This is a genomic window from Paenibacillus sp. MZ03-122A, from assembly GCF_024213325.1.
In the GTDB taxonomy this organism is placed as follows: Bacteria; Bacillota; Bacilli; order Paenibacillales; family Paenibacillaceae; genus Paenibacillus; species Paenibacillus polymyxa_B.
The window spans coordinates 41,634-56,169 of the sequence record NZ_JANAVI010000006.1 but is presented as its reverse complement, the minus strand read 5'-3'; the positions used below and the strand labels follow the sequence as shown (position 1 = coordinate 56,169).

Genomic DNA, 14,536 nt, shown 5'->3' with positions numbered 1-14,536 from the left:
GATATTAAACTGCAAAAAGATGACTTCTGAATTTATCAGGAGTCATCTTTTTTAAGGCATATGCTAACTCTTGACCTTCGTATGGTCCCAATGTTGCCGGGCTCCGCAGGAGCTACGAATGACTAGTTCCGGCTCTACTTTAATACATTTCGTATCCATTTGTTTATTCATCAGGTCAAACAGCACCATAGCGGCTAGACGGCCTATTTTTTGCTTGTCTTGTTTTACAGTCGTCAGTGGAGGTTCGGTATAACGACAGGCTTCTATATCATCACATCCCACTACAGCAATATCCTCGGGTACCCTCAAGCCGCTTTCCTTGAAAGCACGTATGGCACCAAAAGCAAGCAGGTCGGTCGCTGCAAAAATAGCTTTTGGTAAATTTCCTTGTTGTATCCACGCCTTCGCGACCTGGTATCCATCTTCTGCTGCGTAGTCCTTACCATATACGACCCATTCAGGTCTAACATCAAGACTAAACCGTTTTAGTGAGGCGATAAAGGCTTCCTCTCTCTCTTTAATAACCAAAGAGGGGCGTTCAATGCCTATAAAGCCCATTTCGCGGTATCCATTCATGTAAAAATGCTCAACAACCTTCATTGAAATCTTCTGATTGTCGGACATAATGTAGCAGGAACTAGCTCCGGTTAGCTCAATATCGACACCGATGCAGGGGATAGGGCTGGCATCGAGATCAAAAACACTCTTCTCCACCTCATCTCCAGCAATAATAATGCACCCGTCCACTGAAAAATATTTCGAGCGAGCCCAATAGTCCTCTCCATTATCCAGAAATTTCTCATTTGAGAAAAATAGCAGATCGTAACCGAGCAAGCCAATCTGTTTTTTGAAGACATTAATGATATCTACAAAAAAAGGATGACTAAAATCAACATTCAGCTTGCCAGCAAATATAACGCCTACCAGATTAGATTTTTTGGTAGCAAGCGTTTTGGCCGAGGAGGACGGTCTATAGCCTGTTTCCTCCATGATTTTAAGTACCCGCTGCCGGGTTTCCCCACTGATGTCTGTGTAATTGTTAATGATTTTCGAAACCGTTGCCACTGAAACGCCTGCCATGCTAGCTATTGTTTTTATATTCATGGAATCCTCCGTAACTAAACTGATTTAGTTAAATTTACTTTTATTTCAAACTTAATGATTACTCGTATTCTATGCTACCTCATAGAAGTGAGTCAACAGTGTGAATAAAGGATGTTGCCTAATATTTTAAGGAGTAATAACGGTGATTTATGTTTTATTTGATAATTTACAATTCTCTATTTACAAATACAGGCTATCCGATACATAATAGTAGCTGCAATTAACTAAACCACTTTCGTAAAAGTAAATGCATTTATTCTAAGAGTACAGGGGGAATTTTGCAATGCTGAAAAAGTGCTTTTCCTGATATCCATGTATCTCCAGAATTCGCTGATTCCGCAATTTGCTCTCATTAATAGCCTGGGACTTTACAATACCCAGCTTGGTTTTATTTTGCTGAAAACAACAGGTACCGGCATCGCTTTTCTGATGTTTGTGGGGTATATCAAGTCTGTCTCCCGAGAGCTGGATGAAGCGGCTGCCATGGACGGGTGCGGATATTCACGATATTTGTTTACAATTCTTGTCCCGCTGATGAAGCCGGTGTTGGCAACAGGCATTATTTTGACAGCTATAGGGGCGTGGAATGACATTATAGGTCCTACTATTTATTTGTCTGATCCTGCTTATCAGCCAGTGACCAAGGGATTGTTCTCTTTCTACGGACAATACATGAACAACTGGCCGCTGCTCGCTTGCGGCATTCTGATTGTTACACTACCGCTCGTTATTTTGTATATTTTCCTCCAGCGCTTTATTGTCGGCGGTGAATGGCCGGAGCTGTAAGTCTTGATTCCTGAAAGGATGATACCGAGTATGAGTGAGAATACCTATACATTCCCCACCACGTTTATGTGGGGAACTTCGACCTCTTCTTATCAAATTGAAGGTGGCGTGGATGAGGAAGGAAGAACGCCTTCTATTTGGGATACTTTCTGTCGAGCACCTGGAAAGGTGATAGGAGGGGACTGCGGAGATGTGGCTTGTGACCATTTTCACCGCTTTAAGGAAGACGTGCAATTAATGAAGCAACTTGGCTTTTTACATTACCGTTTTTCCGTGGCCTGGCCGCGCATTATTCCCGCACCTGGCGTGGTTAACGAACAGGGGTTGCTCTTCTATGAGCGTCTGCTGGATGAGATTGAGTCGGCCGGGCTAATTCCAATACTGACGCTGTATCATTGGGATCTACCGCAGTGGATTGAGGACGAAGGCGGTTGGACGCAGCGAGAGATTATCCAACATTTTAAAACGTATGCTTCTGTAATCATGGATCGATTTGGACAGCGTATAAGCTGGTGGAATACGATAAATGAGCCCTACTGCGCCTCTATTTTAGGCTATGGCACAGGAGAGCATGCCCCCGGCCATGAGAACTGGAGGGAAGCCTTTACTGCCGCTCACCATATTCTGATGTGTCACGGGATAGCCATGAACTTACACAAGGAAAAGGGACTGACGGGCAACATCGGTATTACGCTGAACATGGAGCATGTCGATGCAGCCTCTGAACACCCCGAAGATGTAGCCGCTGCTGTCCGGCGGGATGGTTTTATTAATCGATGGTTTGCCGAACCATTGTTTAACGGGAAATACCCTGAGGATATGGTGGAATGGTACGGGGCGCACTTGAACGGATTGGATTTTGTACAGCCTGGTGATATGGAGCTGATTCAGCAGCCAGGGTTTTTTTTGGGCATCAACTACTACGCCCGCAGTATCATTCGAGCGACTACAGACGCTTCGTTGCTTCAGGTCGAGCAGGTTTCCATAGAGGAACCGGTAACGGATATGGGATGGGAGATTCACCCTGAATCCTTTTATAAGCTGCTAACGCGGATTGAGAAGGATTTTTCCAAGGGATTACCCATCCTGATTACGGAAAACGGAGCAGCGATGAAGGACGAGCTGGTGAATGGAAAGATTGAGGACATTGGACGTCAGTATTACATTGAGGAACATTTAAAGGCATGCCATCGCTTTATTGGGGAGGGAGGTCAGCTTAAGGGCTATTTTGTCTGGTCATTCCTCGATAACTTTGAATGGGCCTGGGGATACAGCAAACGTTTTGGTATTATACACATCAATTACGACACGCAGGAACGGACACCCAAACAAAGTGCGCTGTGGTTCAAGCAAGTGATGGCGAATAACGGGTTTTAAATAGAAAAGGCGTCGAAGACTTGGTTTCACAGCAGCCTGTGACGACGAATAAAGTGCCTTGTGGGTTTAGCGGCTACACAGCACGACTGGCAGCAGGTACTGCCGTCAATCACTGTACGATCATCGGGCATGTGAATGATATTCACTCTATCAATGAACGGATTACGGAAATCGCAACCATGCCTTATATCGAGCGGAAGGCGGAGGAAGCCAAAGCGTTGATCGAAGAGTTGACGGATGAAATGGCAACCCGGACATCCATTCCGTTATTTGACGAATACTGCCGTCAGAACTATCTGGATAACCTGTTACGTGGTGGTTATCCATTGCTGCTGGACAACGGCACTGAGCAACCGTTTGTATATCATGTATTTTCACGCAAGCATGGGGATCTGGAACCGTTGCTGGGATAGGTGGAGGTGGCAGATCATTCGTCTTTGCGTGCTTTTTTCCAATTGTCGTTCACCCCGGGTGAGCTAAACATATCATTCATGACAACATCGCGCTAAAGCAAACGGTTGAGACGTTTGTAACCGAAGCTCTCAAGCATTCCGAACAATGCTATGAGGCTGATTTTGGTGAAGGTTTCTGGATCGACCATTGGACATATAACATGGATCTAATCGAAAGTTATCTAAGTATCTATCCAGACAAACAAGAGGAACTCTTGCTCGCGACCCGAGAGTACATGTATTACGACAGTCCGGCATGGATACAGCCACGTCGAAACAAATACGTGCAGATGAAGGACGGACGTATCCGTCAGTACGGGGCGATCGTAGAGAGCAAGGAGAAAGAAGCTCAGCTGCACGCCCGGGATCGCGATGTTCATTGGGTTCGAACCAAACATGGAAGCGGAGAGATTTATAAGTCAAATTTATATGAAAAGCTGCTGTCATTAGTAGCCATCAAGCTGTCCACGCTGGACCCAGAGGGCTTGGGAATTGAGATGGAGCCGGGCAAGCCGGGATGGAATGATTCCATGAACGGACTTCCGGGGCTGTTTGCTTCTGGATTCAGTGAACTGTGTGAATTACAGCGACTTGTAAGATTTTTAATACATGCACAGGAGAAGCTTTCGGGCGATTCTGTGCTACGGCTGCCGCGAGAAGTTGCTAAGTTGATCCAACAGCTGAGGCTCGCAATGGAGGAATACTACCACGATTCGGATGAGGCTGATTACAGGGATGAAAGCAAGGATTACAGCTTCTGGTCACGGATTTCGGATGCTAGAGAAGCGTACCGCGAATCGATTCGTTTTGGATTTGAAGGAACAGAAATACCACTAGCGTTTGAAGATGTACTGGTGTTTTTGCGCCAAGCTGAACGTAAGCTCCAACAGGGGATGGATAAGGCTCTGCTTATCGGTGAGGGGATATACCCAACCTTCTTTTATTATGAAGCCAGAGAATTCGAGGTGCAGGAGGATGACTGCGGGGGCCAGCTCGTAAACATACATTCCTTCGAACGTAAGGATACACCATATTTTCTAGAGGGACCGACTCGGGCTATGAAAGTGGTTGGCGACATTGTAAATGGGCAGGAGCTATATCGGCAAATCAGGCAGAGCGGGCTTTACGACAGGAAGCTGGGTATGTATAAGGTGAATGAAAGTCTGGCGGGGCAGCCGTTTGGCTATGATCATAGGGAACTATCCTTGAGGCTGAAGCCCAAGTTGCCAGGTGACTTATTTTAATACGGATCGTAAGGATACTTATGCACCGGAATGCAGAGTGACCCAATATGTACTGCATTACGTCAGTGGCGAAAAGAAGACGATATACCAGGCTGTATTAGATCAAAAAGAAGCGCAAGATTTGAGAGATCGGTTGATTTCCCGTATCGAGGTATATTTGGGGACATAGCTCCATGAATTAAAGCCGTCATGCTGCCATAGCAGAGCATAACGGCTTTTTAAGGTTTCATAAATCCTTGTGTCAGGACAGGGGGGGCCTATGCTGAAATATCTTGCAAATCCAATATCACAGGGCAGTGGTCACTGCCTGTAATATGACAATCAATGCTCGCATCCATCAAAAGCGGACGAAGTCTCTCCGAGACGAGGAAGTAATCAATCCGCCAGCCGATATTCCTTTCTCTCACCTTTGGCATGTAGGACCACCAGGAATAAACATCCGTCCGGTCAGGATAAAAGGATCTGAAGGTATCTATAAATCCGGCGTCTAGCAGCTGTGACATGCGTTCCCGTTCCTCAGGCGTGAATCCGGCATTTCCGTAGTTAGCCTTGGCATTTTTGAGGTCGATCTCCTGATGAGCTACGTTCAAGTCTCCACAAACGATGACAGGCTTCAAAGCATCCAGTTGTTGCAGGTAGCTGCGAAAACGGTCTTCCCATTCCAGTCTGTAGGGCAGTCGGGATAAGTCCCGTTTGGTATTCGGTGTGTACACATTGACGAGATAAAATTTTTCGAATTCCAGAGTTATGGTTCGGCCCTCTGGTTCTTCGTTTTCCTCAAGTCCATAATGCACAGAGAGCGGCTTGATTTTGGTGAAAATAGCCGTGCCGGAATATCCTTTTTTCTCAGCGTAATTCCAGTATTGTGTGTATTCCTCCATGTTCTCCATGAGGATTTGGCCTTCTTGAAGCTTCGTTTCCTGTACGCAAAAAATATCGGCATTTGTTTCTTTTAGATAAGTATAAAACCCTTTGGTCACACAGGCTCTTAAGCCGTTTACATTCCAAGATATTAATTTCATTTGTTAATCTCCTTGCTAATTCACGCGGTCAAGCGATGTGATTTGTGTGTCCTTTGTTGACATAAGCTTATAAATATCTTCTAACTGGACTTCAAAGGTTTTTCATCAAAATGGTCCTGAAATGGTGCAACATGATAGATGATAGCAATTTCTGCGTTTTTTTGAAAGAGTAGAGACTTGAAACCAGCGCCTAAAGTAGCGTTGGGCAGACTAATCTTTCTACATTATTTATAATGAAAAAAAGCTCCCTTGCGGAAGCTATTTTTGGTGTAATTTATCAAGAGAGATACTCTTCCTATGGTCGGCTGCGAAGTATAGGCTAACGATAGCGATGACCCGACGTTCCCCCGTGGTTTATCTCATGAGAACAAAAAAAGCCTCCATTATGGAAGCTTCTTGTTATGACGTCCCAGGAGGGATTCGAACCCCCGACCGACGGCTTAGAAGGCCGTTGCTCTATCCAGCTGAGCTACTGGGACATAAAATTCAAGCGTATATTAATATATCATATGGATAAAAGAAATTCAAGTCTTATTTTGCATATATCGCTTATTTAGGCTTTATACAGCATAAATTCTGAGTAGACGTAGTTTTTTTTGCCTTATAAAAGGGTATGTTAGAATACAGGTGAATATGTGTAAGACGAGTGGTTGGACTTCGGCTACTGTTTCTCATATAATCTACAAATACTTGAGCTTGCGAAGGAGAGGGGGTGCCTTGAATAAAGGACTCCAAGGTGACGACAAAAGAAAATAATATTGTATTGTTTCCGAAGACACTGGACTATTATCAAATTCAACTTACTGTGATGCTTGAAAACGAACGTTACGGAGAGGCGATGGCGATGCTGCGTTTTTTAATGCAGTGTCAGGGACAGGAGCAGAAGCAATACGATGAATGGAACGCTCTATTACAATGGCTGGAAGCTGCATTTCCACAGTACGCTGACAGCGGGGCGGTAACGGACGCTGTGGAAGAAGAGGTCAGTGAAGTAGAGTTAGCTCGCCGTCATGCACGCTTTAAGCAGGAGCAGGATGCAGGCTACGGCAACAAGCTGTTGCGGATGGCTATGGATGAACCCTTATCCGAACAGACGATTTTAGCGTTGGAGCAGTTGTCCTATCTGGAACTGCCAGAAATCGACGATGCCTTGCTTCGCTGGATTACGGAACGGGAAATCCATCCTTTACTTCAATTCCGTGTTCTACAGACAATGCGACGACGCGGAATGGAAGGGACGATAGAAATCAGACGGGGTGATGAACAAGCGGAAATCGACATTGAAACGGTTCCGTTACAGCCAGGTGATTTTCCAGAGTCGATTATGCGTATTTTGGAACGGGTGGCCGATCAGACTGAGGTGCACGAGCCTACACTATTCTATTTCGCACAGGAGCTGTGGTCACAGTTTGTGATGGCAGTATACGGTACGAAAGATTATAGATCAATGTTGGTGGAAGAGGACGGGATGCCGGATATTTGGGCTGCAGCACTCCATCAGACGGTTTCGGAAAGTTTGAACGGAAATAATAATGAGGAAGAAACCCGGGCTATATATGGCATTACAGATGCGCTGCGCTTCCGTTTTGAGCAGGCGTATCGGTCGATGCGACTATTCGTAGCGGCGGGAATGAACACTCCTTAATGACCGGAAACGTTTACCTGTGAAGCATTCAAAGGGCTGCTCTTGAAAAAGACAGTAATGTTAGATATACTATAGTGGTTATTTTGTGTGCGTTGATTGTAATGAAAACTAAGTGAAGATTTTGTTGGAGGGGAAAGCATAAAATGAAAGCAACTTGGGAGAAAATAGAGAAGAACCTTGGGGTTCTTGAAGTTGAGGTTGACGCGGATCGTGTAGCCGCTGCACTCGACAAAGCTTTTAATAAAGTGGCAAAACAAGTAAGTGTACCAGGATTCCGTAAAGGTAAAGTACCACGTCCTATCTTTGAAAAACGCTATGGTATTGAAAGTCTGTACCAGGATGCAATTGACATCCTGTTGCCAGAAGCTTACAGCCAAGCTGTAGAGCAAACAGACATCTTCCCGGTTGACAGCCCTGACGTTGAAATTGACCAATTTGCTAAAGGCGAATCTTTCAAATTCAAAGCAAAGGTTACTGTTAAACCTGAAGTGACTTTGGGCGATTACAAAGGCGTAGAAGTGCCTGTAAGCAAACTCGAAGTAAGCGACGAAGAACTGGCTCAAGAACTGGAGCGCCTGCAACAACGTCATGCTGAATTGGTTGTCGTTGATGAAGATGCTGCTCAATCCGGTGATACAGCTATTATTGACTTCGACGGTTCCGTGGATGGTGTACCATTCGAAGGCGGACAAGCTGAGAAGTATTCTTTGGAACTGGGCTCTAACACATTTATCCCTGGTTTTGAAGAGCAAGTGGTTGGTTTGCACACTGGCGATTCCAAGGACGTTGAAGTAACGTTCCCTGAGAACTACCATTCTGCTGACCTCGCTGGCAAACAAGCGGTATTCAAAGTGAAAGTTCACGAACTGAAACGCAAAGTTCTTCCTGAACTGGACGATGAATTTGCTAAAGATGTAAGCGAATTTGACACACTGGCTGAATTCAAGGAAGACTTGAAAAAGCAATTGTTGGATCGTAAGGAAAACGAAGCTAAAGCAGCCCGCGAGGGTGCTGTAGTGGAGAAAGTTGCTGAGAATGCAACAATCGACATTCCTGAAGCAATGGTGAAGAGCGAAGTGCAAAACATGGTTCGCGATTTTGACAACCGTTTGCGTAGCCAAGGTATGAACCTTGAAATGTTCCTCGGATTCTCTGGTCAAAGCAAGGAAGACCTGGAAGAGCAAATGAAAGCTGATGCTGAGAAGCGCGTACGTAACAACCTCGTGCTGGAGCAAGTGGCTAAAGCAGAAAACATCGAAGTTTCCGAAGCGGAAATTGATGAAGAACTGAAAAACATGGCTGAAGCTTACAAACGTTCAGTTGAGGAAATCCGCAGCATTCTGGAAGGTAACGGCTCGTTCGCTAACCTGAAAGAAGAAATTTCACTGCGCAAAACGATTGCTTTGCTGGTGGAAAACAGCAAAGAAGTAGAAGCGCCAGTTGAAGCTGCTGAATAATTCAGACGATAAAATATACGGAGTATGCTGTAACAAGCTGCAACGTAGCAATTAGATAGGGATAAGGCACGTAGTGAAAGTTACGTGCCTTATTTTTACCTTTGGTAACCCAAATTTTAGTCGTTTATGGAAAGTGCTGTGAGTCGTGTTTTTTGTTTTACATAAGTCACTACCGTATATTTGCACATACATACGAAACATGGTTAAATATGAGAAGGTCTCGGCAGAGTGTACTTTAAACAGCCCGCACTGCATATATGAGCGCATGCAAATATGACACGAGACTCTGAACATGTTAAAATATTTTGTAAGGTGTTCACGTTTCATGCTTGCTGCTTCCGTTTTAATGGGACATAAGGAAGCGGATGAATACAGGTGTTCATTTTAATAAAGAAAAGAGGTTGGTCGTGATGAGTCTCGTCCCTATGGTTGTGGAACAAACGAATCGAGGAGAACGATCTTACGATATTTACTCGCGGTTGCTTAAGGATCGTATTATTTTCCTAAGTGGCCCGATTGATGACGATGTCGCCAATCTCGTCATTGCACAGTTATTGTTCCTTTCTGCGGAAGATCCAGAGAAGGATATTAATTTGTACATTAACTCGCCAGGCGGTTCTGTAACTGCGGGCATGGGTATATATGATACAATGCAATTCATTAAGCCGGACGTATCGACGATCTGTGTAGGCATGGCTGCAAGTATGGGTTCGTTGCTGCTCACAGCGGGTGCGCCAGGCAAGAGATACGCGCTTACCAACAGTGAAGTCATGATCCATCAGCCGCTCGGTGGCATTCAAGGGCAAGCCTCCGATATGCTGATTCATGCGGACTGGATTATCAAAACACGTGCTAAGCTGAATCAAATCTATGTAGAGCGTACGGGTCAGCCCCTCGAAAAAATCGAACGTGATACTGACCGGGATTTCTTCATGGAAGCGGAAGAGGCAAAAGCATACGGTATCATTGACCAGGTGCTGTCTAAACCGATTAATCTGTAAAGGGGTGGCTCTATGTTTAAATTTAATGATGAAAAAGGACAATTGAAATGTTCTTTCTGTGGTAAATCTCAGGATCAGGTTCGCAAGCTTGTTGCTGGACCGGGCGTATATATATGTGACGAATGCATTGAGTTGTGCACGGAGATTGTAGAAGAGGAATTGGGTCATGAAGAAGAAGTAGATCTGAAAGACATTCCGAAACCAATGCAAATCCGTGACATTCTGGACCAATATGTCATTGGTCAGGATCAAGCGAAAAAATCGTTGTCTGTAGCGGTATATAATCACTACAAACGTATTAATACTCAAAACAAAATTGATGATGTGGAACTGCAAAAAAGTAACATTTTGATGCTTGGACCTACTGGTTCGGGTAAAACGTTGCTTGCGCAAACCATGGCTAAAATTTTGAACGTTCCTTTTGCTATCGCAGATGCCACTTCCCTTACGGAAGCAGGTTATGTGGGTGAAGACGTTGAAAATATTTTGCTGAAACTGATTCAAGCTGCCGATTATGATGTGGAAAAAGCCGAACGCGGCATTATCTACATTGACGAAATTGATAAAGTAGCCCGCAAATCCGAAAACCCGTCCATTACGCGTGACGTATCGGGTGAAGGTGTACAGCAGGCGTTGCTTAAGATTTTGGAAGGCACAGTTGCTTCTGTACCTCCGCAAGGCGGTCGCAAGCATCCACATCAAGAGTTCATTCAAATTGACACCACGAATATCCTGTTCATTTGCGGTGGTGCCTTTGATGGTCTGGAGCAAATGATCAAACGCCGTATCGGTAAAAAGGTTATCGGCTTCAACGCTACTAGCGAACAAAAAGATCTGAAACCAGGCGAATATACTTCAATGGTATTGCCTGAGGATCTTTTGAAATTCGGCCTGATTCCGGAATTTGTAGGACGCTTGCCAGTAATTTCTACGCTCGAGCCGCTTGATGAGAACACATTGGTTCGTATTCTGTCCGAACCGAAAAATGCGTTAACCAAGCAATACCAGAAGCTGCTTGAGCTGGATAATGTGCAACTGGAGTTTAAGCAAGATGCTCTGGAAGCCATTGCTCGTGAAGCGATCAAGCGTAACACGGGTGCCCGTGGCCTTCGTGCGATCATCGAAGGTATTATGCTGGACGTAATGTATGAGGTTCCTTCCCGTGAGGATGTGACTACTTGCGTCATCAATGAGCAGGTTGTAAAAGACAAAATTGCACCGGAACTCGGTGGTACAGATAAGGATAAAAAACAAGAAGAGAGCGCCTAAGGATTGATACTTCGCGATCTCTAAAACATGAGAAGCCGGATCTCCACTTCACTAAACCTGTATGAGGTTTTAAGGGGTGGAGGTTTGGCGTTAATGGGAGAGAAAAGTACATGTTCTTAAGACAAGACACACGTCCCGTTAAAGTCGGGAATCTGACGATTGGCGGCAGCAATGAAGTCATCATCCAAAGTATGTGTACAACCAAAACAGCAGATGTGGAAGCAACTGTAGCCGAGATTCTTCGCTTGGAAGAAGCTGGATGTCAACTGGTGCGGGTTACCGTCAACAATGAGGAAGCTGCCGCAGCCATTAAGGAAATAAAAAAACGGATTCATATTCCGTTGGTTGCAGATATTCACTTTAATCACAAGCTGGCTCTACTGGCAATTGAAAATGGAATTGATAAGGTTCGCATTAATCCAGGTAACATTGGACGACGTGAAAAAGTGGAAGCTGTCGTGAAGGCATGTAAGGAAAAAGGGATTCCGATTCGGATTGGTGTGAACGCCGGATCATTGGAACAGCATTTACTGGATAAGTATGGCTACCCTACGCCAGAAGCGATGGTAGAAAGCGCACTGTATCATATCGGGATACTGGAAGAACTTGATTTCCATGACATTATTGTGTCACTGAAAGCGTCTGACGTTCCTATGGCGATTGCAGCTTATACGAAGGCTGCTGAAATTATTAAGTACCCGCTCCATCTGGGTATTACCGAAGCGGGTACGCTCTTTACTGGTACGGTTAAAAGCGCGGCAGGTATGGGTGCTTTGCTGGCCTCAGGCATCGGCTCTACAATGCGTATTTCGCTCAGTGCCGATCCGGTGGAAGAAGTGAAGGTAGCACGTGAGTTACTCAAGACGTTTGGATTGATCACAAACGCAGCTACACTGATTTCTTGTCCGACTTGCGGACGTCTGGATATAGATCTGTTCTCTATTGCCAACGAGGTGGAGGACTACATTGCGAAACTCAAGGTGCCGATTAAAGTATCAGTACTGGGTTGTGCAGTAAATGGCCCGGGTGAAGCGAAGGAAGCTGATATCGGTATTGCTGGGGCACGCGGTGAAGGCCTTTTGTTCCGTTATGGAAAAATGATTCGTAAAGTACCTGAGGCTGATATGGTCGACGAATTGAAAAAAGAAATTGATATCATCGTCAAGGCTTATGAGGAAACAGGGAAAATCCCTGGACGTGAAGAACGTCATACCGCCGAGAAGGTGTAGGCAAAGCAGTTATATAAAGAGGCATAGTCATAATCTATTGTCATCATTTAAACGCCGTGGAGAGCAGCTCTGCTACAGAACTGTTCTTCACGGCGTTTTTATATTTCTCTCTGATCTTTTGAAAGACCGCCGTTTAGCTATCGCGGAAAAGGAAATACTGTTTTTCATAGAGCGGCATTTTTCAAATTGCTGAGATGAGAAACGGAGGAAATACGATGGACTTGACTATGATTTTGCTATTGGTGCAAATGTTTTTCGGGATTGTAATTGGTCTGTATTTCTGGAACCTCCTGCGGAGCCAGAAAACGAACCGTAGTGCGGTGGATCGGGAATCCCGCAAGGAATTGGATAAGCTGCGCAAATTGCGATCTATTTCACTTACTAAGCCGTTGGCTGAACGCACACGTCCTGCCACATTACAGGATATCGTGGGTCAGAAGGACGGACTGCGCGCACTCAAGGCAGCGTTATGTAGTGCGAATCCGCAGCATGTCATTATTTATGGCCCACCGGGTGTTGGGAAGACGGCTGCTGCACGCGTGGTGCTGGAAGAGGCTAAGAAGAATCTGTCCTCCCCGTTCAAGGGAGATGCCAAATTCACGGAGATTGATGCTACGACGGCCCGCTTTGACGAGCGCGGTATTGCGGACCCGCTGATAGGTTCAGTGCATGATCCAATCTATCAAGGGGCAGGAGCGATGGGGGTGGCTGGAATCCCGCAACCTAAGCCCGGAGCTGTGACGAAGGCGCATGGGGGTATGCTGTTCATTGATGAGATTGGTGAGCTGCATCCAACGCAGATGAATAAACTGTTGAAAGTACTGGAGGATCGCAAGGTATTTTTGGAGAGTGCGTATTACAACTCGGAAGATTCGAACACTCCTGCTTATATCCACGATATTTTCCAAAACGGTTTGCCAGCCGATTTTCGTTTGGTAGGTGCGACGACCCGTTCGCCGCATGAACTGCCACCTGCGATTCGCTCCCGGTGCATGGAGATTTATTTCCGTGCCTTGCAGCCACAGGAGATTGCTCGTATTGCAGAGGATGCTGTCCACAAGCTAGGCTTTGGCCCTTGCCCTGAGGCGGTAGAAGTTGTACAGCGTTACGCAACGAACGGTCGGGAAGCGGTCAATATGATCCAGCTGGCTGCTGGTTTGGCACTTACCGAGAAAAGGGAGCGTCTCAATGCTTCCGACGTGGAATGGGTAGCGGGCAGCAGTCAAATTCAACCACGTCCTGACCGAAAAATACCGGGCTTGCCGCAAATCGGATTCGTTAACGGATTAGCTGTATATGGCCCGAACATGGGGATGCTGCTGGAAATTGAAGTTACAGCAGTTCCGGTTCCTGAGGGAAAGGGAATTTATAATATTACGGGGGTCGTGGATGAGGAAGAAATTGGAGGTGGGTCCCGCACGCTGCGCCGTAAGAGCATGGCTAAAGGTTCTGTGGAAAATGTTTTAACCGTTTTGCGTACGCTCGGATTATCTCCATCGAATTACGATTTGCATATCAATTTCCCTGGGGGTACGCCAGTAGATGGCCCATCCGCAGGAATTGCGATGGCAACAGCCATTGCTTCCGCGATGCGGGGAATTCCGGTGGATCATGAAATTGCTATGACTGGCGAAGTTAGCATCCATGGTCGTGTCAAACCGATTGGTGGTGTATTAGCCAAGGTTGAAGCCGCTTTTCAGGCTGGAGCCAAAAAGGTGATCATTCCGCAGGACAACTGGCAAGCTCTTTTTGACGGTATTGAGGGTTTAAAAGTCATTCCTGTACAGTCAGTTACCGAAGTGTTCCGACATGTGTTTGGGGAAGAGATGACGTCAGATTTGCCTGTGCATGCGCCAATTGAGACTTTTCGCCCATCCCAATCTTCCTTGTTACAGGCTGATGGAACGCATAACGGGACGATATCAGATACAGGATCTTGCTGATGAACCA

12 protein-coding genes, 1 tRNA gene and 1 pseudogene are annotated in these 14,536 nt (G+C 45.6%); 11 read left to right on the top strand and 3 right to left on the bottom strand.

What is annotated here, in order from left to right; genetic code table 11:
• Positions 1–63: 63 nt before the first annotated feature.
• On the bottom strand, positions 64–1,104 hold the full coding sequence (locus NLX74_RS14505; RefSeq protein ID WP_254329137.1) for a LacI family DNA-binding transcriptional regulator: 1,041 nt from the start codon (positions 1,102–1,104) through the stop codon (positions 64–66).
• 294 nt (positions 1,105–1,398) lie between these two features.
• On the opposite strand from NLX74_RS14505, the pseudogene NLX74_RS14500 reads away from it, so the two are divergent.
• The 5 genes and pseudogenes from NLX74_RS14500 to NLX74_RS14480 form a co-directional block, all read left to right on the top strand.
• Positions 1,399–1,904 (top strand): annotated as a pseudogene (locus tag NLX74_RS14500) (carbohydrate ABC transporter permease); the annotation flags it as partial.
• Positions 1,905–1,920: 16 nt separating this feature from the next.
• Complete coding sequence (locus NLX74_RS14495) at positions 1,921–3,267, top strand: GH1 family beta-glucosidase (RefSeq protein ID WP_254329136.1); 1,347 nt, start codon at positions 1,921–1,923, stop codon at positions 3,265–3,267.
• A gap of 20 nt (positions 3,268–3,287) precedes the next feature.
• The gene (locus NLX74_RS14490) at positions 3,288–3,680 is read left to right on the top strand and encodes a hypothetical protein (RefSeq protein ID WP_254329135.1); all 393 of its coding nucleotides are present in this window, start codon (positions 3,288–3,290) and stop codon (positions 3,678–3,680) included.
• A 200-nt stretch (positions 3,681–3,880) separates the two neighbouring features.
• Complete coding sequence (locus NLX74_RS14485) at positions 3,881–4,963, top strand: hypothetical protein (protein WP_254329134.1); 1,083 nt, start codon at positions 3,881–3,883, stop codon at positions 4,961–4,963.
• Positions 4,950–5,132 (top strand): hypothetical protein, encoded by a 183-nt coding sequence (locus NLX74_RS14480; protein ID WP_254329133.1) that lies wholly within the window; start codon positions 4,950–4,952, stop codon positions 5,130–5,132. Before NLX74_RS14485 ends, NLX74_RS14480 begins: the two co-directional genes overlap by 14 nt.
• A gap of 88 nt (positions 5,133–5,220) precedes the next feature.
• Here the strand turns inward: NLX74_RS14480 and NLX74_RS14475 are convergent, their stop codons facing one another.
• Together NLX74_RS14475 and NLX74_RS14470 are read right to left on the bottom strand one after the other, a co-directional pair.
• Complete coding sequence (locus NLX74_RS14475) at positions 5,221–5,985, bottom strand: exodeoxyribonuclease III (protein WP_165179222.1); 765 nt, start codon at positions 5,983–5,985, stop codon at positions 5,221–5,223.
• Between the two features lie 405 nt (positions 5,986–6,390).
• Positions 6,391–6,464, bottom strand: a tRNA-Arg gene (locus tag NLX74_RS14470).
• A gap of 257 nt (positions 6,465–6,721) precedes the next feature.
• Between NLX74_RS14470 and NLX74_RS14465 the strand changes: the two genes are divergently transcribed.
• From NLX74_RS14465 to lonB, 6 genes are all read left to right on the top strand, one after another.
• The gene (locus NLX74_RS14465; protein WP_013311626.1) at positions 6,722–7,630 is read left to right on the top strand and encodes a hypothetical protein; all 909 of its coding nucleotides are present in this window, start codon (positions 6,722–6,724) and stop codon (positions 7,628–7,630) included.
• A 143-nt stretch (positions 7,631–7,773) separates the two neighbouring features.
• On the top strand, positions 7,774–9,087 hold the full coding sequence (gene tig, locus NLX74_RS14460; protein WP_028541569.1) for a trigger factor: 1,314 nt from the start codon (positions 7,774–7,776) through the stop codon (positions 9,085–9,087).
• Positions 9,088–9,497: 410 nt separating this feature from the next.
• Positions 9,498–10,088 (top strand): ATP-dependent Clp endopeptidase proteolytic subunit ClpP, encoded by a 591-nt coding sequence (gene clpP / locus NLX74_RS14455; protein ID WP_016324659.1) that lies wholly within the window; start codon positions 9,498–9,500, stop codon positions 10,086–10,088.
• 12 nt (positions 10,089–10,100) lie between these two features.
• Positions 10,101–11,357, top strand: a complete 1,257-nt coding sequence (gene clpX, locus NLX74_RS14450) for an ATP-dependent protease ATP-binding subunit ClpX (RefSeq protein WP_013311623.1) — start codon at positions 10,101–10,103, stop codon at positions 11,355–11,357.
• Positions 11,358–11,467: 110 nt separating this feature from the next.
• Entirely contained in the window at positions 11,468–12,586 is a 1,119-nt protein-coding gene (ispG, locus tag NLX74_RS14445) for a flavodoxin-dependent (E)-4-hydroxy-3-methylbut-2-enyl-diphosphate synthase (protein ID WP_025718670.1), read from the top strand.
• 215 nt (positions 12,587–12,801) lie between these two features.
• Positions 12,802–14,529 (top strand): ATP-dependent protease LonB, encoded by a 1,728-nt coding sequence (lonB, locus tag NLX74_RS14440; RefSeq protein WP_061828822.1) that lies wholly within the window; start codon positions 12,802–12,804, stop codon positions 14,527–14,529.
• Positions 14,530–14,536: the final 7 nt, after the last annotated feature.

Bases quoted from the DNA above. Each gene is read 5' to 3' on its own strand.
- NLX74_RS14505 (WP_254329137.1), bottom strand. From the start codon at position 1,104: ATGAATATAAAAACAATAGCTAGCATGGCAGGCGTTTCAGTGGCAACG.
- NLX74_RS14495 (WP_254329136.1), top strand. From the start codon at position 1,921: ATGAGTGAGAATACCTATACATTCCCCACCACGTTTATGTGGGGAACT.
- NLX74_RS14485 (WP_254329134.1), top strand. From the start codon at position 3,881: ATGGATCTAATCGAAAGTTATCTAAGTATCTATCCAGACAAACAAGAG.
- NLX74_RS14475 (WP_165179222.1), bottom strand. From the start codon at position 5,985: ATGAAATTAATATCTTGGAATGTAAACGGCTTAAGAGCCTGTGTGACC.
- tig (WP_028541569.1), top strand. From the start codon at position 7,774: ATGAAAGCAACTTGGGAGAAAATAGAGAAGAACCTTGGGGTTCTTGAA.
- clpP (WP_016324659.1), top strand. From the start codon at position 9,498: ATGAGTCTCGTCCCTATGGTTGTGGAACAAACGAATCGAGGAGAACGA.
- clpX (WP_013311623.1), top strand. From the start codon at position 10,101: ATGTTTAAATTTAATGATGAAAAAGGACAATTGAAATGTTCTTTCTGT.
- ispG (WP_025718670.1), top strand. From the start codon at position 11,468: ATGTTCTTAAGACAAGACACACGTCCCGTTAAAGTCGGGAATCTGACG.
- lonB (WP_061828822.1), top strand. From the start codon at position 12,802: ATGGACTTGACTATGATTTTGCTATTGGTGCAAATGTTTTTCGGGATT.